We start from the raw sequence: 18,673 nt of genomic DNA, 5'->3' as shown, positions 1-18,673 counted from the left end.
CTATGACGGCAGAGGGGTGAGGTGGTGGCCCCCCACCCTCACCCCGCCGCCGCCTCCTTGATGGCCTTGGCCACCAGCCCGTCGGTGAGCAGCTGGGGCAGGACCTTCGGTGGTCCGCCCTTGGCCGGGTAGACGAGATAGAGCGGCACGCCGGCGCGGCCGTGGGCGGCGAGTTCGGCGGCGATCTCGGCGTTGCGGTTGGTCCAGTCGCCCTTGAGGTAGACCGCGTTGGCGGCGGCGAAGGCGTCGGCGGCGCGCTTGGTGGAGAGGGCGACCTTGTCGTTGACCTGGCAGGTGACGCACCAGGCGGCAGTGAAGTTGACGAACACCGGACGGCCCTGCGCCTGCAGTTCGGCGACCTTGGCGGGGCTCCAGGCTTCCGAGGGCAGCTCGGCGCTTTCGGCGGCGGCGGTCTGCGTTCCGTCGGCGACGGCCGGGGCCGCGTAGCCCCCGACGGTGACCCCGGCGATGGCGAGGACGAAGGCCACGGCGGCGAGGATCGAGAGGGCGAGGGTCGGCTTGCCCACGATCCGGCGGGCCTGCACCAGCCCGAACACCCAGGCGGCGAAGGCGGCGAGGATGGCGGCGCCGAGCAGACGGGCCAGACCCGTCGGCCCGCCCTGCTGGGCCAGCACCCAGACCAGCCAGGCGGCGGCGGCGTACATCGGGAAGGCCAGCACCTTGCGCAGGGTCTCCATCCAGGCGCCGGGCTTGGGCAGGCGCTTGAGCAGGCCCGGCGCGAACGACAGGGCGGTGAACGGCGCGGCGAGGCCAAGGGCCAGGGCCAGAAACACCGAAAGCGAGACCAGCGGCGGCTGGGTGAGGGCGAAGCCGATGGCTCCGGCCATGAACGGCGCGGTGCAGGGCGCGGCGACGACCACGGCGAGCACCCCCGTGAAGAAGGCGCCGGCGAGACCGCCCTTGGCGGCGAGGCCCGAGCCCGCGTCCTGCAGCGAGGTTCCGATTTCGAACACGCCCGAGAGGTTCAGCGCCACCAGCAGCATGACGATGGCGAGCACGGCCACCACCGCCGGCGACTGCAGCTGGAAGCCCCACCCCACCGCCTGGCCCGCCGCGCGGGCGGCCAGCAGGGCGCCGGCCAGGACCAGGAAGGCGGCAACCACCCCGACCAGGAAGGCGAGGCCCTGGCCGCGCACCGCGCCGGGCTCCTCATGGGCGTGACCCGCCAAGGCGGCGGCCTTCAGCGACAGCACCGGGAAGACGCAGGGCATCAGGTTGAGGATCAGGCCGCCGAGGAAGGCGAGACCCAGGGCGAGACCGATGCCGAGATCGGGCGCGGCGGGAGCGGTCGCGGCCTTGGGCGGGATGACGCCGAGACCGGCGGCGGAGGCCGGAAGCGGGCCCGCCTCGGCCGAGATCTCGTGGGCCTGACCGTCGATGACCACCACGCCGGCGAGGCTCGCCGGGGCCGGCCCCTGGCGGAACGAGAAGCCGGGGCTGAGGCTGAGGGTCAGGCCCTCCGGGCCGCGCTCGGCCTTCTGGACGGCGGCGTGGTCGATCACCGCCCCGTCGAACGGGAAGAAGTAGGCGTCCTGCACCTTGGCGCCGGCGGCGGCCGGGCCGGTGAGGGCCAGCTTCACGGCGGTGGGGTCGGCCGCGAAGACCGCCGTGAGGTCGCCGACCTTGGGCGCGGCGGCCAGGGCCTTGGCGATCTCGTCGGCGGCGGGCGCCTTGGCGGTCGAAGGCGTGGCCGTGACCGGCAGGTCGAGGGTGAGGGTCACGTCCTCGGGGACGCAGATGTCCGAGCAGACGAGATAGGCGATCTCGGCCTTCAGGGTGACCGGACCCGGCCGGGCGCCGGCCGGAATCTCCAGCGGCACGGGCAGCAGGACTTCGCCCTCGAAGCCGTAGTTCATCAGCGGGCCGACCGGCAGCCTCGTCGGGGCCGGCCAGACGATATCGCCGGCTTTCCAGCCGGCCGGCAAGGTCCAGGCGATCTTGGTCGCGTCGCCGCTGTCGCCCGGGTTGCGCCAGTAGGTATGCCAGCCCTTCTGGATCTTCTGGCGCAGGGCCACGATCACCGTCGAGCCTGGAACCGCCGAGCCCTCCTGGGCGACCAGTTCCGACTCGATATGACCGCTGTTGACCAGGGCCGCCGCGGCCGGCGTGGCCAAGAGGGCCAGAAGAACGAGCGGGGCGGCGAGCAGCCGCGTGAGCAGACGGGGGATCATGCGCGCAACATAGTCAGTTACGATGGCGCGCGCGAGGCGGCGCTCGACAAGCGTCGCCGCGCGCTCATGATCGACGAATCGACCCACGGAGCCCGTTCAGCCGCATGCCCGCGCCTTTCGACGACATTCAGATCGGTCAGGTGGTTTCGCTGGGAGTGGCGGCCGTGGAGCCGAAGGCCCTCGACGCCTTCATCGCCGCCTTCGCCCCCGGGTGGGATGCGGCGCGCGGCGCGCCGGACGCCTTCGTCTTCGCGCTGTGGACGCGGCTGGACGGCGAGGCCTCGGAGCAATGGCCGCAGACCAAGCGCCTGGGCGTCGACGCCCTGCGCTGGGCGCGCAATCCGCCCCCGGGCGAGCTGCTGCGGGGGCGGATGACGGTGATGGGCAAGGACCCGGTCGGGGAAGGCAAGGGCGTGGTGATCGCCCAGCACGACCTGCTCGATGAAGCCGGTCGCCTGGTGTTTTCCTGCCTGACCCGCTCGGTGTTCGCGCGGTAGCCCGAGCCGCCTTAAGCGTTGTTCGCCGGGGCGGCCTTGGCCGAGGCGATGGCGATCAGCTTGTCCCAGTTGTTGAGCGACAGCAGGTGGGCGTAGATCTGGCCCAGGGCGCCGTTGTCGCGCAGCTCGATGAACTTGTCGGCCGGCAGCTTGCTGAGCTTTTCTTCCGAGACGCCCCAGAACTCGGCGATCAGCTGCGGCTGGCCCGGCTGGCCGTTCGGCAGGGTCGGGGTGAACTGCGACTGGGTGCGCTCGAGCAGGTCGAGATCGGTGAGCAGCTTCACGAAGCTCTCGGTGCGGCGACGCTCGGTCTCGAAGTCGTCGCAGAACTTGATGGCGTTCTGGGTGTATTCGGTGGGCTGGCCCTTGTCGTCGAACAGGGGCTGCTCGCCGCCGTCCTCGACCAGCAGGTCCGAGCCGCGGTCGATGCAGACGATCATGCGCTGCTGGCCTTCGTCGTTGGCCAGCACGAACGGATAGCGGCGGATATAGGCCGGGATGTAGGCGCCGGTGGTGTAGCTGCCATCCTTGCCGGCGAACAGGCTCTCGCCCGCGTTGAGGCCCAGCACGCCGACCGGGGTCTTGTCGTCGCCGACGAAGATGATCGGGAAGGAGCCCGAGGCGTTGGCGAATTCGGTGACGGTGAGCGGCGTCATGTGGCCCTCGGCGGCGAAGCCGTAGGGGCGATCTTCACGGCGCAGGCCGAGCTTGCCGTGCTGTTCGACGCTGAGCGGCTGCGGGGCCTTGTAGAAGAGAACCGTGCCGGTGATGGCGTCGTCGGCTTGGGCGGGCGTGGTGGCCATGGCGATAACTCTGGATCGGTGACGGCGCCCCGCGGGCGGCCAAGGATCGGCGCTTCTAGCCGATCCCTGGAACGGCGGCAAACCCCGGCGGCCGCTAGAGCCTTTTAGGGCCAGATGGAATCATCTGGCCCGTTGAAAAAGGCTCTACTTTCTAATGTTTAGAGCGCGCCCGGGCGGGTTAACCGCGCACACTTAACCCTGGCGCGCTCTAGAAGCGGTACGCGACCCCGGCGCGGAACGAGCGGCCCGGCGCCAGGACGATATCCTTCAGGAAGGACACGTGCTCGCGGGCTTCCTCGTTGGTGAGGTTGCGGATGTCGGCGAACAGGCGGACGTCCTGATCCGCGAACGGCTTCACCGAGGCGGTAAGGTTGACCAGGGTGTAGCTGTCGGTCGGCAGCTCGAACTCGGCCAGGCGATCGGCCTTTTCGACGTGGCGGACTTCCAGCGTCGTGTTCAGGCGATCGGAGGCCCAGGCCAGGCGGCCGGTCACGCCCGGCGGCGGGCTGCGGGCGGGCGCCCCGAGATCGGTTTCGCCCCGCACCCAGTCGTAGGCGGCCTCGGCGCGCAGGCTCTTGTCGCCGGAGCGCCACAGGGCGTAGCCGGCCTCCAGCTCCAGGCCGGTGAACTTGGCGTCGGTCTGCACATAGCGGAACACCGGCAGACCTTCCTCGGGATCGACGCCGCCGGTCGGGCGCTGGTCGATGAAGCCATCATACTTGGCGCCCCAGAGATGGCCCTCGAGGTTCAGGCGCTCGCCGGTCCAGCGGGCGGTGGCCTCCAGCGAGACCACGATTTCGGACTTCAGGTTCGGATTGCCCAGTTCGAACCCGCCGGTGCCGGGGTGCGGCCCGTCTGCGAACAACTCGAACTCGGTCGGGGCGCGGCCGTTGCGGGACAGGGCCAGGGCCAGGAAAGTGCTCGCCGTCGGCTTCACATAGCCGCCCAGCGAGGCGGAAACGTTCTCGAAGCTGCGGCTCTGGGCGGTGGTCGCCCAATCGACGCCGAAGTCCTGCGCCACCTCGCTGGTCTCGCGCCCCGCGAGGCTGGAGGACAGCTTGCGGCGATCGAAGCGGATACCGCCGTCGACGCCCCAGGTCTCTCCGTCGTAGCGCTGCAGGGTGAAGACGCCGGCTTCCTCGATGTCGGTCTCGGGCACGATGGCCTCGTCGCCGATGGCCTGGAAGTTCCGCTTCAGCCCTTGAAGGCCGACGGCGCCTTTCCAGCCGTCGCGTTCCTTCTGCACCAACTCCAGCCGACCCTCCTTGCCGTCGGAGAGGAAGGTGGTGCCCACCTCGCCGTCTTCCCGCGAGACTTCCGAGTGATCGTACTCGGCCTTGCCGGCGGAGAAGCGGACGGTCTCGAACGGGCCGAGATCGAGGCTGTACTGGCCGCGCAGGTCGTAGCGCGTCTGATTCATGTGGATGCCGACCGGGCCTTCGGCGTCCGGATCGATGGGGGCCAGGATCTGGGCGTAGGGCACGCCGTATTCGGTGGAGGTCTTGCGGGCGGCGACGCCGATGAAGCCCTTCTCGCCGATGTAGGAGACGCCGGCCCCGTAGGTATCGACCTCGGTGTCGCTGTTGCGCTGGGTCTTGGAGGGGTCGCGCTCCAGGCCGTCGGCGGTCGCCAGGCGGCTGGAGACCGGGACGCCGGGGATCTTGTAATCCTCGGTCTTGCGGTGATCGCCGTCGAGCGAGAACACCAGCGGGCCGGCCGCGAAGGTGAGGCCGCCGCCGACGGACGCGCCGTCGTCGACGGTCGAGCCGGAAGCGGTGATACGGCCTTCGTAGCCCTTGTCCGGCGCCTTCTGCGGCACCCGGTCGTCGATCACATTGACCACGCCGCCGATGCCCGAGCCGCCGTAGGCCAGGGCCGAGGGGCCGCGCAGCACCTCGATGCGCGAAGCCTCCGCCGGGTCGGAGGCCACCGCGTGGTCGGGCGACAGGGCGCTGGCGTCGATCTGGCCGAGGCCGTTCTGCAGCACCAGCACGCGGGGACCGGAGAAGCCGCGGATGACCGGGCGGCTGGCGCCGGGACCGTTGGCGCTGGAGCGCAGGCCCGGCAGGGCGGCCAGCACGTCGCCGAGGCCGGCGGGCGGCGCCGTCTCCAGGGTTTCGCGCTTCAGCACGTCGACGCTGGTGGTCGCGGTCTCCAGCGACACCGCGTAGGGCGCGGCGGTGACCACCACCTCGGCGACCGTGCCGCTGTGCGAGCTGCCGGCCGTGTTGGCGCCCTGGGTCTGGGCATGGGCCGCGCTGGCGACGGCGCAGGCCGCGACGGCGGCGAACAGCAGGCGACGGGAGGAAATGGACATGGCGACGACCCCAAGAAGCGGATGCCGACGTGTTATGAGATAACATTATAGGGCGCAAGCCCCGATCAATCTCTAACTTGAGCCAGGTAGTCCGCTGCCTGCATTTCCTGCAGGCGGGAGACGGTGCGCTCGAATTCGAAGGCGCCGTCGCCGGCCGGATAGAGGGCCTCCGGTTCGCCCGCCGCCAGGACGACCAGCTTGGCGCCGGCCTCGTAGAGCGCGTCCACCAGGGTGACGAAGCGCTTGGCGGCGTCGCGGTTGGCGGGGGTCAGCAGCGGCACGCCTTCCAGGAAGACCGTATGAAAGCGTTCGGCGAGGGCGAGATAGTCCTGCGGCCCCAGCGCCTGGGCGCAGAGGCTGGCGAAGGCGGCGCGGACCAGGCCGCCGGCGGCGCGCGGCAGCTGCAGCTTGCGGCCCAGCACCTCCAGGGTCGCGCCGGTCTCGGGCTGGCCGTCGAGCATCTCGGCCCACAGCTTGTCGAAGGCGGCCTCGGTCTCGCGGTTGACCGGCGAGAGCCAGACGCGGGCGCCCTTCAGCCGGTCGAGGCGGAAGTCCTTCGGCCCGCGCACGGCCACCACCTCGAGGTGGGCCTTCAGCATGTCGATGAAAGGCTCGAAGAGCTGGCGGTTGAGGCCGTTCTTGTAAAGCTCGTCCGGCGGCCGGTTGCTGGTGGCGACCCAGGTGACGCCCTCGGCGGTCAGCGCCTCGAACAGACGGCCGAGGATCATGGCGTCGGCGATGTCGGTGACCTGGAACTCGTCGAAGCACAGCAGGCGCGCCTCGGCGGCGATGGCCGCCGCCGTCGGCGGGATGGGATCGTCGCCCTTGGCCTGGCCGAACCGGGCCTTGCGGGCGGCGACGTCGCCCTTGCGCCAGGCGTCGATCAGCCGGTGGGTCTCGGCCATGAAGACGTGGAAGTGGATGCGCCGCTTCTTCTTCACCGGGGCGCTGTCGAAGAACAGGTCCATCAGCATGGACTTGCCGCGGCCGACCGGCCCCCAGAGGTAGACCCCGCGCTGGGCCTTGGCCCGACGGAAGAAGCCGGGCTCGCCGGCGCCGTTGAGATCGCCCTCCAGGCGGGCCAGGGCCTCGACGGCCGCCGCCTGGGCGGCGTCGGGCCGGATGTCGCCCTCGGCGAGGCGTTGACGATAAGCGGTGCGGACGGAGGTGGACATCGAGGTCAGGCGTTAGCGCGACCCGGCCGCGCGGAAAAGTCGGAACGGCGCCGGCGAACGGGCCGTTGGTCAGGCCTCACTCGAGGAGACCCGCCATGGCCGACCCAAAGTCCCACGACGAAGACCGCACTTTCGATCCGTCCACGCCCGAGACCAACCGCAGCATCGACCAGGGAAACGGCGTCGGCGCCCGCGAGCTCGACCGCCAGGCCAGCCCGACCGAGCGCACCGAGCAGGACCCCTTCAAGGAAAAGCAGGAGCGCGCCCAGCAGGACACGCAGGACCTGCCCATGCCCGCCGGCCAGAACGACCTCGCCTAGGCCTTACGACCCGGGCGCCAGCTCCTTCATGACCCGATCGTATTTCACGCCCTCGCGCCAGGCGAAGGTGCGCATGTTCCCCGCCTTGTCCCACCAGATCAGGGTCGGATAGGCCAGCGTCACGCCATTGGCTCTCAGCAGCGGCGTGAGGTCGGCGATCATCTTGCGGCCGGCCTCGACCACCGCCGTGCGGGCGATGTCGCCGTCGGCGGGCGGGATGCCTTCGGCCCGCCAGCCGTCGATCGGCGTGGCGTCCCAGCGCTCGGAGAGCGCCCAGGAGCGGTTGATCCACAGCTCGGCCACCGTGGCCCGCTCCACCGGCGTCGACTTCGGCACGCCATTGTGGTCGGCGCGGGCGATCTCGATCAGGCGGGTGTCGACCTGGGCGGCGTGCAGGCGCGGATAGTAGGTCTTCTTGAAGACGATGCAGTCGGGGCAGGAGCGGAAGCTGATCATGTAGAGCTTCGGCCCGGCGAGCTTGGGCGAGACATAGCCGGCGCCCTCGAGAATGCGGGTGATCTCGGCCTGGTTCTTGGTGATCGTCTTCGGCCGCCATCGCAGGTCGGTCTTCCACCACCACCAGCCGCCCGCGGCCACGAGGCCGATGATCAGGATGGCCAGCACCCAGCGCCCGAAAATCTTCATGCGGTTCGTTCCCCTGGCCTCGGCCCGTATCAAGCCTGACTTACCATCCGCCGCCGGCCTCATGCTAATCAAGGGCGGATGCACATCGTCGACGAACTGATCGCCGAACGCGCGCCGAGCCTGTCCGGCTCCCCGACCTGGCCGCTGCTGCGGCCCGCGCTCTACGCCCTGCTCGGCTACGGCAAGGCCCGCGCCATGGCCGACGCCGTGGCCCCGATGGATGGCCGCGCGGCCTTCGACCACGTCTCGCGCCTGCTGGACCTGAAGGTCGAGGCGACGGGGCTGGAGCGCATTCCGCGCCAGGGGGCGGCGATCCTGGTGTGCAACCACCCGACCGGCATCGCCGACGGCTTCGCCCTGTTCGACGCGGTGCGGCCGATCCGGCCCGACGTGATCTTCTACGCCAACGCCGACGCCCTGCGGGTCGCGCCGCATCTGGGCGACAGCGTCATTCCGGTGGAGTGGGTGGAGGCCAAGCGCACCCGCGAGAAGATGAAGTTGACCCTGGCCGGCACCCGCGCGGCGCTGGAGGCGGGCCGCGCCCTGGCGATTTTTCCCTCCGGCCGCCTGGCGCGGGTCGAAGGCGGCGTGCTGACCGAGGAGCCGTGGGCGGGCACGCCGATCTCGCTGGCCCGCAAGTACGACGCGCCGGTGCTGCCGATCCACATGAGGGGGCCCTACTCCACGCTGTTCCACCTGTTCGACAAGGTCTCGCACGAGCTGCGCGACATCACCCTGTTCCACGAGATGCTGAACAAGCACGGCGGCCGCTTCACCCTGACGGTCGGGCCGCCGATCGCGCCGGACGACCTGCCCGAGGACATCGCGCCGTTGCAGGCCTATGTGGAGCACACCCTGCCCAAGCATCCCGACCAGCCGTTCGCATGAGCTCCAGCATCTTCCTGGCCGACGAGGCCGCCACCGCCGACCTCGGCCAAGCGCTCGCGGCGCATCTGCGGCCGGGCTGGGCGGTGTGCCTGCGCGGGCCGCTGGGAGCCGGCAAGTCGACCCTGGCCCGCGCCCTGATCCGCGCCCTGACCACGCCGGACGAGGAGGTCCCGAGCCCGACCTTCACCCTGGTGCAGGCCTATGAGGGGACGATCCCGGTCAGCCACTTCGACCTCTATCGGCTGAACTCGCCCGAGGAGGCCTATGAGATCGGCTTCGACGAAGCGCTGCGGGACGGCGCGGTCATCGTGGAGTGGCCGCAGCGGCTGGGCGAGGCGCAGCCGGCCGACCGGCTGGAGGTCGAGATCGAGCCTGAGGGCGACGGTCGGCGGGCGAGACTGACGGCGTTCGGGGCTTGGGTCGGGGTGGAGCTCTAGGGCAGCGGGCCGATCGAGGCGGCGAGGACGGCGTACCATTCGGGGCGGGTCCACCGCACTTTCCAGACCTCGGCGATCTCGGCGATGCGCGACGGGGTCTGGGCGCCGACCAGGGGGATCGGGCGGGCGGCGTGGGCCATGATCCAGCTGTAGGCGGCGACGGCGCGTGAGACGCCGGCTTCCCCGGCCTTCACGTCGAGGGCCTCGGCCACCGCATTGGCGTAGTCGTCGCGCGGACTGGCCAGGCGGCCGCCGGCCAGGGGCGACCAGGCCAGCACGGTCATGTCGCGGGCGATGGCCTGGTCGAGCACGCCGTCGGTCATCGCCTGGGTGCGGACGGCGGAGAACTCCGGCTGACAGGAGACGATGGGCAGGCGCAGGTGGGCCGCCAGCGCCTCGACCTGGCGAGGCGTGAAGTTCGAAACCCCCACGGCGCCGATCTTGCCGGCCGCGTGGGCGTCTTCCAGGGCGCGGGCGGTCTCGGAGGGGTGGGTCAGGACGTCCGGGCGGTGAATCTGCCAGAGGGCGACCTGCTCGACGCCCAGGCGCCGCAGCGAGGCCTCGATGGCGCCGGTCAGGTAGTCGGCGCTGGAATCGTAGGGCCAGCCCATGCGGATGCCGCCCTTGGTGGCCAGCACCATGCGGGCCTTGAGGCCGGGCTCGGCGGCCAGCACCCGGCCCAGCAGGGCCTCGGCGGCGCCGAACGGCTCGCCGTTGTCGGGGCCATAGATGTCGGCGGTGTCGAACAGGGTGACGCCGGCGTCGAGGGCGGCGTGCACGCGGCCGGCCGCGGCGGCGACATCGTCGCCCGCGAAACGCCACATGCCCCAGGCGATGGAGCTGACCTCGGGACCGCCGGCATGGAGCGGACGGGTCGGCGAGGGCGGGGCGATGGTCTCGGTCACGGCGGGGCTCCGGAAAGGCGCCGCGCTTGATCGCATAATCGCCGCGGCCGTCCAACGGCGCTGGCCTCGGAGTCGGCGGGTGGTAGAACCGTGCGGGGCAAATCAGTCGAAAGGCGCTGCGCTTTGAGTTCGGACCGCGAGGCCCTGAAGGCCGCATTTCTCGAGGCCAACGGCTTCGGCGACGCCCGCCGCGAGCCGCTGGGCGGCGACGCCTCGACCCGCGCCTACGAACGCCTGCATCAGGACGGGGAAACCTACATCTTCATGGATCAGCCTCCGGCCCTGGAGAGCGCGCCCTGCCCGCCGAACGCCACCGCCGACGAGCGCCGCGCGGCCGGCTACAACGCCCTGGCCCGGCTGGCGGCCGGGCGCGTGGACGCCTTCATCGCCTGCGCCCTGTACCTGAAGGGCCAGGGGCTTTCGGCCCCCGATATCCTGGCCGCCGATCCCGGCGCGGGGCTGGCGGTGCTGGAGGACCTGGGCGACGATCTGTTCGCCCGGCTGCTGTCGGCGGAGACGGCCGACGAGGCCGAACTCTACGACGCCGCCATCGACGCCCTGCTGGTGCTGCACAAGAAAACGCCGCCCGCCATTCTGCCGCCCGGCTGGCCGCTGCTGAAGTATGACGACCTGGCGCTGGAGACGGCGCAGAACGTGTTCGTCGAATGGATGCCGAAGCTGCACGAAAGCCTCAACTTCTCGTCCAAGGCCCTGGCGGAATGGGAAGCGATCTGGGCCCCGATCCGCGCGCGCGGCGAGGCCGGCGCCACGGTGTTCTGCCACCGCGACTACCACGCCGAGAACCTGATCTGGCTGCCCGAGCGCAAGGGCGCCGCGCGGGTCGGGATGCTCGATTTCCAGGACGCGGTGCTGGCCCACCCGGCGTGGGACCTTTCGATGCTTCTGCACGACGCGCGGCGCGACGTTTCCTCGGCGCGCGAGGCCGAGAGCCTGGCGCGCTACCTGAAGGCCCGGCCGGAACTCGACGCCGACGCCTTCCTCGCCGACTTCCATGCGCTGGGCGCGCTGAACGTGGCGCGCATCCTCGGGATTTTCGCCCGCCTGGTGACGCGGGACGACAAGCCCCGCTATCTCGCCTTCATGCCGAGGCTGTGGGACTACCTCGACCGCTGCCTGGCCGACCCCAGCCTGCATGACCTGAAGCTGTGGTTCGAGCGCCATGTGCCGGAGACGGCGCGATGAGCGGCGTCGTTCCCAAGACCGCCATGGTGCTAGCCGCCGGGCTCGGCACCCGGATGCGGCCGCTGACCAACGACCGGCCCAAGGCGATGGTCGAGGTCGGGGGCAAGGCCCTGATCGATCACATGCTGGACCGGCTCGGCGAGGCCGGGGTCGAGCGGGCGGTGGTCAACGTCCACCATTTCGGCGACCTGCTGGAAGCGCACCTGGCGTCCCGGACTGTCGCACCGCGCGTGGAAATCTCCGACGAGCGCGCCGCCCTGCTCGACAGCGGCGGCGGCATCAAGCACGCCCACGACCGGCTCGGGGAGGAGACCGCCTTCATCGCCAATATCGACAGCGTCTGGACCGAGGACGGCGCGCCCGCCCTCGCCTCGATGGCTGAGGCCTGGGACCCGGCGGCGATGGATTGCCTGCTGCTGCTGGCCCGCATGGAGGCGACGCTGGGCTTCGACGGCCCGGGCGATTTCTTCATGGACGACGACGGCCGCCTGACCCACCGGGGCGCGGCGCCCAGCGCGCCCTACGCCTTCATCGGCGTGCAGATCCTCAAGCCGGGGGTGATCTACGCCGAGCCGGAGGACAGGTTCTCGATCTTCCCGCTGTGGATGCGGATGGCCGCCGAGGGGCGGCTGCACGGCGTGGTGCTGGACGGCTTCTGGATGCACGTGGGCGATCCCGCCGCGCGGGACGCGGCCGAAGCGCGGCTGCGGTGACGGCGGAAAGCGACCGGGGGGCAGGCTTCCTCTCGAAGCCGGGGCGGCGCTGGTTCAGCATTCCGGCGCATCGCCCGTTCCTGACCGACCTGGCGCTCGGCCTGCGCGAGGCGCTGGACGACGACGCGCTTTCGCAAGCCGTGGTGCTGACGCCAAACCGACGGGCCGCCCGCGCCCTGGCGGAGGCCTTCGTGGCCACGGCCGCCGGAGGAGCGATCCTGCCGCCGCAGATCCGGGCGCTCGGCGACCTCGACGAAGGCGAGCCGCCGTTCGAGCCGGGCGACCTGGCGCTGGATCTGCCGCCCGCCGTTTCGCCCTGGCGGCGGCGGTTCGAACTGGCCTCGATCTGCGCCGAGCACGCCCATCGCCTGGGCTACGAGCTCGGCGGCCCGGCCGCGCTGGACATGGCCCAGGCCGTCGGCGGCCTGTTCGACAGCCTGGCCATCGAGGAGGTGGAGGCGACGGGCCGCATCGTCGCCTTGGCCGAGGCCGACCTCGCCCAGCACTGGAGCCGCTCGGCCGATTTCCTGGAGGCGATGCTGGCCGCCTGGACGGCGCGGCTGGAAGCGCTGGGACGCGTCGACGTCTCGGTGCGCCGGGTCGCCCTGCTGCGCGGCCTGGCCGGGCAATGGCGCGAAAAGCCGCCGCACGGCGCGGTGGTGGCGGCGGGCTCGACCGGCACCGCCCCGGCCACGGCGGCCCTGCTGGCCGTGATCGCCGACATGCCGAAAGGCGCCGTCGTGCTGCCCGGACTCGACGAAGGCCTGGCCGACGCCGCCTGGGCGAAGATCGACGACCAGCATCCGCAGAACGCGCTGAAGCGCCTGCTGGAGACAGCGAGGGTGACCCGCGGCGAGGTCTCCCCCTGGCGACCGGGCGTGGTCGCGGCCGGCGACATGGCCGGACGCTGGCGGCGGCGGATCATCGGCGAGGCCATGCGACCGGCCGAGGCCACCGCCGACTGGCTGGCGCAGATCGAGACCCTGCGGGCGGAGGCGGCGGAGGGCGAGCATGGCGGCGTGGACCCCATCGTGGCGGGCCTGACCGGCCTGTCGGTGATCGGCGCCCGACACGAGGACGAGGCGGCCGCCGTCTGCGCCTTGCTGATGCGCGAGACGCTGGAGACCCCGGGCAAGACCTGCGCCCTGATCACCCCTGACCCCGACCTCGCGCGCCGCATCTCCGCCCGCCTGACACGCTGGGGCCTGCTGCCCGAGGGGGCGGCCGGAACGGCGCTGGCCGCCAGCGGGCCGATGCTGCTGGCCCAGAGCCTGGCGGGCCTGGCGCTCGATCCCTTCGATCCGATCCTGTGGCTGGCGGTGCTGAAGCATCGCGCCGTCCGCCTGGGCCTGGACGCCGAGGACATCGCCGCCCGCGCGGTGGTCGTCGAGCGCGACGCCCTGCGCGGCCCGCGTCCGCGCCGGCTGGCGGAGATCGAGGCCCGGCTGACGCGGAAGGCCGGCGAGCACGCCGAGGCGGCCATCGACCTCGTCCGCCGCCTCGACGCGGCGCTGGCGCCGCTGCGGACCCTGTTCGACGCCGAGGTCAGCCCAGCCCTCGCCGCCCGGCGACTGGTCGAGGCGATGGAGGCGGTCGCCGGGGCCGAGCTGTGGTCGGGGAACGGCGGCGAGACCACCGGCGCGCTGCTTTCCGCCGTGATCGCCGAGGGCGACGCCCTGCCGCCTGTCAATGCCCGGGGCTTCGACGACCTGCTGCGCCGCCTTTCGGCCGGCGAGACGGTGCGCACCGGCGGGCTCGCCCACCCGCGCCTGTCGATCCTCGGCGCCGTCGAGGCGCGGCTGGTGCGGCCCGACCGGATCATCCTGGCGGGCCTAGAGGAAGGCGTCTGGCCGCGCGGAGCGGAGATCGACCCCTTCCTCTCGCGCCCCATGCGGGAAAAGCTCGGCCTGCCCTCGCCCGAGCGACGGGTGGGCCTGCAGGCCCACGACTTCGCCCAGGCCGCCGCCGCCCCCGAGGTGGCCATCGTCCATGCCGAGCGGCGCGGCGGCGCGCCCGCCGTCGAGTCCCGCTGGCTGTGGCGGCTGCGCACCCTGGCTCAGGGCGCCGGCGTCGCCCTGCCCGGCCGCCCCGAGGTGCTGGCCTGGGCCCGCGCCCTCGACGCGCCCGCCATCTACAAGCCCACACCGCGCCCCGCGCCGGTCCCGCCCGTCGAGGACCGGCCGAAGGTGATGGCCGTGACCCGCGTCGAGGCCCTGACGCGCGACCCCTATGCGGTGTGGGCGCGGGACATCCTGCGGCTCTATCGCATCGACCGGCCGGACGAGCCGACCGACGCCCGGGCGCGCGGCACGGCGATCCACAACGCCTTCGAGCGGCTGGCCGAGGATTGGGACAAGACCGACGACCCGGCCGCCCATTTCGAACGGCTCTACCTCGACGCCCTGGAGGCGGCGGGCGCCCCGGCCTCGGCCCTGGCGCGCGAACAGGCCCTGGCCCGCGAGGCGGCCCGGTGGGTCGCCGACCTCGAACGCCGGCGCCGCGCCGACGGACGGCGGATCATCGTCGAGCAGAAGGGCGAGCTGACGCTGGACCTGCCGGGTGGACCGTTCACCATCAACGCCCGCGCCGACCGCATCGAGCTGACGCCTGAGGGCCAAGGCGACATTCTCGACTACAAGACCGGCGCGCCGCCGTCCGCCAAGATGGTCGAGACCGGTTTCTCGCCGCAGCTGACCCTGACGGCGGCGATCCTGATGGCCGGCGGCTTCGAAGGCTTAGGCCGGGCGACGCCGGGCGACCTGACCTATCTGCAGGTCAGCGGCCGCAAGCCGGCCGGGCGCGAGGAGGTGCGCGTGCAGGGCGGCGAGGCGGCCACGGCGGCGGCGGTGAAGGCGCTGGACGGGCTGCAACGGCTGGTCATGGCGTTCCGCGATCCGGGCCGAGGCTATGCGTCGCGCACCGCTCCGCAGTTCGTGCACGACTACGCCGGCGATTATGGCCACCTGGCGCGGGTGTTCGAATGGTCGACCAGCGGCGAGGAGGACGAATGACCTCGCTCGACACCGACCCTCAGCGCATCGCCGCCGACCCCAAGCTTTCGGCCTTCGTCACCGCCAACGCCGGCTCGGGAAAGACCAAGACCCTGATCGACCGCACGGCGCGCCTGCTGCTGGAAGGGGTGAAGCCGGCGGCGATCCTCTGCGTGACCTATACCAAGGCGGCGGCGGCCGAGATGCAGACGCGGCTCTACGACCGGCTCGGCCGCTGGTCGGTGATGGCCGACGCGGCGCTGCGTGAGCAGCTGGCCGAGCTGCAGGGCCGCCGGGCCGACGACTTTGATGATGCGGACTTCTCCACGGCCCGCGCCCTGTTCGCCCACGCCCTGGAGACGCCGGGCGGGCTGAAGATCCAGACCATCCACGCCTTCTGCGAAAAGCTGCTGCGGCGCTTCCCGCTGGAGGCGGGGGTTTCGCCGAGCTTCAAGGTGATGGACGACGCCGACCAGGCCGCCGTCTCCAAGGCCGCGCGCGACGCGGTGGCCCATGCGGCATTGGCGGGCGCGGGGCCGGTGGCCGAGGCCTATGCTCGCCTTTCCATCGCGCTGGACTTCCAGAGCTTCGAGAACCTGTTCCGCGCCTTCGAGGAGCGGCGCGGCGGCCTGACCGCCTACTTCCGCGCCTGCGGGGGTCTGGAGGGCGTGCGAGTCGATGTCTGGACCGCCTGCGGCTTCCCGGAGCCGACCGACGCCGACGCGGTGGCGGCGGACTACGTCGCGGGTCTGGACCGGCGGCTGTGGCGCGAGGCGGCCGAGGTGCTGGCGGCGGGCGGGGCGACAGACAACAAGTGCGCGGCGCTGCTGAAGGCGGTGGCCGACGATCCATTGGCCACCTTCGACCAGGCGCTGTCGGCCTTCTTCACCGCCGGGGGCGAGGGCGCGCCCGCGACGTGGGTGGCCAAGACCTCGGGCCTGAAGACCCGCGAAGACCTGCGCTTCGCCCTGCTTGACGAGCAGGACGCCCTGGAGAAGGCCCGTGAGCGGGTGCGGGCGGCGCGCGTGGCCGCCGAGACCACCGACGTGCTGACCCTCGCGGCGGCCTACATGGCGACTTATAAGCTCGAGAAGGACTACGCGGGCGCCCTCGACTTCGCGGACCTGATCGACCGCACCAAGGATCTGCTGGTCGAGCGCGTCGACGCGGCCTGGGTGCTGTTCAAGCTCGACGGCGGCGTCGACCACGTGCTGGTCGACGAAGCGCAGGACACCGCGCCGGAGCAATGGGCGATCCTGCGCGCCCTGACCGGCGAGTTCTTCGCGGGAGCGGGGGCCGAGCGGCGGGGCGAGGCCCCAGGCAAGCCCCGCCTGCCGCGCACGCTGTTCGTGGTCGGCGACGACAAGCAGTCGATCTATTCGTTCCAGGGCGCGCGGCCCGAGAAGCTAGCCGAGGAAACCCAGGCCTTCCTGACCGCCATCGCGGCAGTGGGCGCGCGGGGCGAGCGGGTGATGCTGGCCAAGTCGTTCCGCTCGGCGCCGCCGGTGCTGAACTTCGTCGACGCGACGTTCGACGACCCTGTGCTGCTGGCCGGGGTGCAGCCGGCCAACGACAGCCCGCTGGTGCACCTGGCCCACCGCGAGGGCCACGCCGGCTGCGTCGATTTCTGGCCGCTGGAGCGCGAGGTGAAGGGCGACGAGCGCGAGGCGTGGGACGCCCCGCTCGACCTGGAGAGCGAGGGCAGCGCGAACCGCCGGCTGGCGGCCCGCATCGCCGAGGAGATCCGGGCGCTGGTCGCACGCGGCGACCAGGTGTTCCACGGGGCGTGGCGGGCGGCGGGATACGGCGACGTGCTGATCCTGGTGCGTCGGCGCGGGGCGCTGTTCGAGGACATCCTGCGCGCCCTGAAGCACGCCGGCGTGCCGGTGGCGGGGGCCGACCGCCTGCCGCTGTCGCAGCATATCGCCTTCGACGACCTTCTGGCCCTCTCGCGCTTCGCCCTGTTCCCCGAGGACGAGCTGAACCTGGCGGCCCTGCTGAAGTCGCCGTTCTGCGGCCTGGACGACGAGAGCCTCTACGCCCTGGCGCACGGGCGCGGGAAGATCGGCCTATGGCGACGCCTGCAGGATCGGGCGGGCGAGCGCGCCGACTGGTCGGGCGCGCTGGACTTCCTGCGATGGGCCTGGGGCTGCCGGGCGGCGACGCCGTTCGACTTCTTCGCCCGCGCCCTGGAGCGCGCCGACGCGCAAGGCCGCTCGGCCCGCGCCCGCTTCCTGGAGCGCCTGGGCTCGGAGGCCGAGGACGCCCTGGCCGAATTCCTCAGCCAGACCCTGGCCGCCGAGCAGCGCGGCGCGCGCGGCCTGGAGGCCCACGCCGACGCCTTCGCCGGCCTCGACATCACCGTGAAGCGCGAGATGGACAGCGCGCGCGGGGAGGTGCGGGTGATGACCACCCATGGCGCCAAGGGCCTGGAGGCGCCGATCGTCTTCCTGCCGGAGATGACCTTCGCCGGTTCCAACCGCGGCTCGCCGCTGATGGAGACGGAAGCCACTCCAGAAAGGCCAACCGGCGGCTTCCTCTGGTGCGCCTCGCAGAAGGCCGATTGCGAGGCCTCGGCGGCGGCGCGGGCCCGGCGCAAGGCGCGGGAAGAGGCCGAAAACCTCCGCCTGTTCTATGTGGCCCTGACCCGCGCGAGGGATCGCCTGGTGTTGTGCGGCCGCATCGCCGCCAACGCCAAGGAAGAGAACATCGCCGGCTGGTATCGCGCCGCCGCCGGCGCCTTCGCCCACGCCCGTATCGCCCCGCACACGCGCGACGCGGCCAGCGGCGACTTCACCTTCCAGCGGTTCGGCGACGATCCTTTGACCACGACGCCGGACCTGCCCCTGCGCGGGGGCGGCGATCATCCCCTGCCCGCCTGGGCGAGCGAGCCCCCGCCGGCCGAGCCGGTCGGCCTGCGCTACGCCGCGCCGTCCGCGCTGGCGGATGTGGATCGCGGGCCGGCGCCCTCGCCGCTGGCGGCCGTCGCCGGACTGGGCCGCTATCGTCGCGGCGACCTGATCCACCGGCTGCTGCAGATTTTGCCGGACCTGCCCCCGGCCGAGCGCCCGGCGGCGGCGCAGCGCCTGCTGGAGGCCGAGCGGGACCTGACCGCCGAGCAGCGGGTCGAGATGACCGCCGCCGCCTTCGACGTGCTGGACGATGCGCAATTCGCCGAGGTGTTCGGCCCCGGCTCGCGGCCGGAGGTGGCTATCGCCGGCCGCGCCGCCGCCCTGCCGCCGGGGCTGGCGATCAGCGGCCGCATCGACCGGCTGGTGGTGCTGCCGGACCGCGTGCTGGCGGTCGATTTCAAGACCCATCGCCCGGCGCCGGCGCGCATCGAGGAGGCCGACCGGGCCTATCGCCTGCAGATGGCGGCCTATGCGGCGGTGCTGGCGGAACTCTATCCCGGACGTCGCATCGAGGCGGCTCTGGTGTGGACGGATGGGCCGAAACTGATGACCGTACCAGAAAAGGTGAGGATCGAAGCCCTGGCTGAACTGGCCGGCGCCGGTTGATGGGACTGAGCCCTGCGCCTACATCGTTTCGCTGAAGGCGTTCGCTCGGCGGACGCAATAGGAGTCAAAC

The 18,673-nt window shown here is 72.0% G+C and carries 14 protein-coding genes; 8 read left to right on the top strand and 6 right to left on the bottom strand.

Annotation, left to right across the window (positions count from 1 at the left end):
• Positions 1–38: 38 nt before the first annotated feature.
• The gene (locus tag ACFLIT_RS08310) at positions 39–2,192 is read right to left on the bottom strand and encodes a protein-disulfide reductase DsbD family protein (protein ID WP_479910738.1); all 2,154 of its coding nucleotides are present in this window, start codon (positions 2,190–2,192) and stop codon (positions 39–41) included.
• Positions 2,193–2,296: 104 nt separating this feature from the next.
• Between ACFLIT_RS08310 and ACFLIT_RS08305 the strand changes: the two genes are divergently transcribed.
• The gene (locus ACFLIT_RS08305; protein WP_479910737.1) at positions 2,297–2,689 is read left to right on the top strand and encodes an acyl dehydratase; all 393 of its coding nucleotides are present in this window, start codon (positions 2,297–2,299) and stop codon (positions 2,687–2,689) included.
• A gap of 11 nt (positions 2,690–2,700) precedes the next feature.
• On the opposite strand, the gene ACFLIT_RS08300 is transcribed toward ACFLIT_RS08305, so the two are convergent.
• The 3 genes from ACFLIT_RS08300 to zapE form a co-directional block, all read right to left on the bottom strand.
• The gene (locus ACFLIT_RS08300; RefSeq protein WP_479910736.1) at positions 2,701–3,492 is read right to left on the bottom strand and encodes a SapC family protein; all 792 of its coding nucleotides are present in this window, start codon (positions 3,490–3,492) and stop codon (positions 2,701–2,703) included.
• Between the two features lie 208 nt (positions 3,493–3,700).
• On the bottom strand, positions 3,701–5,809 hold the full coding sequence (locus ACFLIT_RS08295) for a TonB-dependent receptor (protein ID WP_479910735.1): 2,109 nt from the start codon (positions 5,807–5,809) through the stop codon (positions 3,701–3,703).
• 65 nt (positions 5,810–5,874) lie between these two features.
• Positions 5,875–6,984 carry a cell division protein ZapE gene (zapE, locus tag ACFLIT_RS08290; RefSeq protein ID WP_479910734.1) on the bottom strand — a complete coding sequence of 370 codons (1,110 nt, stop codon included), beginning with the start codon at positions 6,982–6,984 and terminating at the stop codon, positions 5,875–5,877.
• Positions 6,985–7,079: 95 nt separating this feature from the next.
• Between zapE and ACFLIT_RS08285 the strand changes: the two genes are divergently transcribed.
• The gene (locus tag ACFLIT_RS08285) at positions 7,080–7,304 is read left to right on the top strand and encodes a hypothetical protein (RefSeq protein ID WP_479910733.1); all 225 of its coding nucleotides are present in this window, start codon (positions 7,080–7,082) and stop codon (positions 7,302–7,304) included.
• A gap of 3 nt (positions 7,305–7,307) precedes the next feature.
• On the opposite strand, the gene ACFLIT_RS08280 is transcribed toward ACFLIT_RS08285, so the two are convergent.
• On the bottom strand, positions 7,308–7,949 hold the full coding sequence (locus tag ACFLIT_RS08280; protein ID WP_479910732.1) for a hypothetical protein: 642 nt from the start codon (positions 7,947–7,949) through the stop codon (positions 7,308–7,310).
• A 78-nt stretch (positions 7,950–8,027) separates the two neighbouring features.
• Here ACFLIT_RS08280 and ACFLIT_RS08275 point away from each other — a divergent pair, with 78 nt between their 5' ends.
• Both ACFLIT_RS08275 and tsaE read left to right on the top strand, forming a co-directional pair.
• Complete coding sequence (locus tag ACFLIT_RS08275; RefSeq protein ID WP_479910731.1) at positions 8,028–8,837, top strand: 1-acyl-sn-glycerol-3-phosphate acyltransferase; 810 nt, start codon at positions 8,028–8,030, stop codon at positions 8,835–8,837.
• The gene (gene tsaE, locus ACFLIT_RS08270) at positions 8,834–9,274 is read left to right on the top strand and encodes a tRNA (adenosine(37)-N6)-threonylcarbamoyltransferase complex ATPase subunit type 1 TsaE (protein ID WP_479910730.1); all 441 of its coding nucleotides are present in this window, start codon (positions 8,834–8,836) and stop codon (positions 9,272–9,274) included. Before ACFLIT_RS08275 ends, tsaE begins: the two co-directional genes overlap by 4 nt.
• On the opposite strand, the gene ACFLIT_RS08265 is transcribed toward tsaE, so the two are convergent.
• A complete protein-coding gene (locus ACFLIT_RS08265) occupies positions 9,271–10,179 on the bottom strand; it encodes an aldo/keto reductase (RefSeq protein WP_479910729.1) in 909 nt (302 codons plus the stop codon). The genes tsaE and ACFLIT_RS08265 overlap by 4 nt on opposite strands.
• Before the next feature lie 123 nt (positions 10,180–10,302).
• Here ACFLIT_RS08265 and amgK point away from each other — a divergent pair, with 123 nt between their 5' ends.
• From amgK to addA, 4 genes are read left to right on the top strand one after another with little or no spacing between them, the layout of a single operon-like run.
• Positions 10,303–11,382: an N-acetylmuramate/N-acetylglucosamine kinase AmgK gene (gene amgK / locus ACFLIT_RS08260; protein WP_479910728.1), complete on the top strand. Its 1,080-nt coding sequence runs from the start codon at positions 10,303–10,305 to the stop codon at positions 11,380–11,382.
• Entirely contained in the window at positions 11,379–12,095 is a 717-nt protein-coding gene (locus ACFLIT_RS08255) for a nucleotidyltransferase family protein (RefSeq protein ID WP_479910727.1), read from the top strand. The genes amgK and ACFLIT_RS08255 overlap by 4 nt, the downstream gene beginning before the upstream one ends.
• A complete protein-coding gene (gene addB / locus ACFLIT_RS08250; protein ID WP_479910726.1) occupies positions 12,092–15,106 on the top strand; it encodes a double-strand break repair protein AddB in 3,015 nt (1,004 codons plus the stop codon). The genes ACFLIT_RS08255 and addB overlap by 4 nt, the downstream gene beginning before the upstream one ends.
• On the top strand, positions 15,103–18,603 hold the full coding sequence (addA, locus tag ACFLIT_RS08245) for a double-strand break repair helicase AddA (protein WP_479910725.1): 3,501 nt from the start codon (positions 15,103–15,105) through the stop codon (positions 18,601–18,603). Before addB ends, addA begins: the two co-directional genes overlap by 4 nt.
• The last annotated feature ends 70 nt before the right edge of the window (positions 18,604–18,673 follow it).

It is taken from the genome of Caulobacter sp. HJHS_5 (assembly GCF_056683955.1).
This window is presented reverse-complemented; position numbering and strand designations above follow the sequence as displayed.

Coding starts and splice junctions, on each gene's coding strand:
- ACFLIT_RS08310 (WP_479910738.1), bottom strand. CDS start 2,192: ATGATCCCCCGTCTGCTCACGCGGCTGCTCGCCGCCCCGCTCGTTCTT.
- ACFLIT_RS08305 (WP_479910737.1), top strand. CDS start 2,297: ATGCCCGCGCCTTTCGACGACATTCAGATCGGTCAGGTGGTTTCGCTG.
- ACFLIT_RS08300 (WP_479910736.1), bottom strand. CDS start 3,492: ATGGCCACCACGCCCGCCCAAGCCGACGACGCCATCACCGGCACGGTT.
- ACFLIT_RS08295 (WP_479910735.1), bottom strand. CDS start 5,809: ATGTCCATTTCCTCCCGTCGCCTGCTGTTCGCCGCCGTCGCGGCCTGC.
- zapE (WP_479910734.1), bottom strand. CDS start 6,984: ATGTCCACCTCCGTCCGCACCGCTTATCGTCAACGCCTCGCCGAGGGC.
- ACFLIT_RS08285 (WP_479910733.1), top strand. CDS start 7,080: ATGGCCGACCCAAAGTCCCACGACGAAGACCGCACTTTCGATCCGTCC.
- ACFLIT_RS08280 (WP_479910732.1), bottom strand. CDS start 7,949: ATGAAGATTTTCGGGCGCTGGGTGCTGGCCATCCTGATCATCGGCCTC.
- ACFLIT_RS08275 (WP_479910731.1), top strand. CDS start 8,028: ATGCACATCGTCGACGAACTGATCGCCGAACGCGCGCCGAGCCTGTCC.
- tsaE (WP_479910730.1), top strand. CDS start 8,834: ATGAGCTCCAGCATCTTCCTGGCCGACGAGGCCGCCACCGCCGACCTC.
- ACFLIT_RS08255 (WP_479910727.1), top strand. CDS start 11,379: ATGAGCGGCGTCGTTCCCAAGACCGCCATGGTGCTAGCCGCCGGGCTC.
- addA (WP_479910725.1), top strand. CDS start 15,103: ATGACCTCGCTCGACACCGACCCTCAGCGCATCGCCGCCGACCCCAAG.